The following is a 755-nucleotide window of genomic DNA, read 5'->3' as shown; positions in this document are numbered from 1 at the left end:
GAATTAACGAATACAGGTTTTCTAATTACATGCAATAGTGGATATTTAGTGTAAAAAGGGTAAATTCAAAAATAGCTAAGTATTGATTTTATATTTTCGCCGTGGTATAATATCTTCATTGCTCGATGATTCACAAACTTTGCTAGGAGGAAAAAACTATGTTAACGACATTTAAAGCAGTTACAAAAAAATTACCTGATGGACTTCAAGTTGAATGTAACTCAAGAGGATTTAAAATTATAGCAGATGAACCAGAAGATCTTGGTGGGACTGACAAGGCAATGAACCCTGTTGAAATGGTTTTATGCGCTTTAGGTGCTTGCCAAACTATTGTTGCTAGTGCATTTGCTGAAGCTCATAATTTCTCTTTTGACGAATTTCACGTTGAACTTGAGGGTGATTTGGATCCAGATGGCTTTTTAGGACTCGCGGATGTAAGAAATGGCTTTGAAGAAATTCGTTTTTCTATGCACTTTAAAACAAATGAATCACAAGAAAAAGCAGAAGCCTTTGCAAATTTTATTGAAAAAACTTGTCCAGTAGGAGATTGTTTAGAAAACGGTGTTAAATTAGTATTATCTAATGTTGTCAGATATTAATTTAAATGACTAAGCTAGTTTAAATATAATCTTTTGTACAGCAGATTGGAATTTATTCAATTATCAATCTGCTGTTTATTATAATTAACTCAAGTTTTGCAGTTGAATATCCAGGTTTAACCCTTGCGGTTATTGAAACTTCTTATAAATAATTAT

Annotated in this window: 1 protein-coding gene; it reads left to right on the top strand. The window is 31.8% G+C overall.

The annotated features are described in order from the left end of the window. Nucleotides 1-158: 158 nt before the first annotated feature. Entirely contained in the window at nt 159-599 is a 441-nt protein-coding gene (locus tag ABFX15_RS08950; RefSeq protein ID WP_344909948.1) for an OsmC family protein, read from the top strand. Nucleotides 600-755: the final 156 nt, after the last annotated feature.

This window comes from Alkalibacterium indicireducens (assembly GCF_039522005.1).
GTDB lineage: Bacteria > Bacillota > Bacilli > Lactobacillales > Carnobacteriaceae_A > Alkalibacterium > Alkalibacterium indicireducens.
The sequence above is the reverse complement of the archived record's forward strand: the minus strand, read 5'-3'. Positions and strand labels throughout refer to the sequence as shown.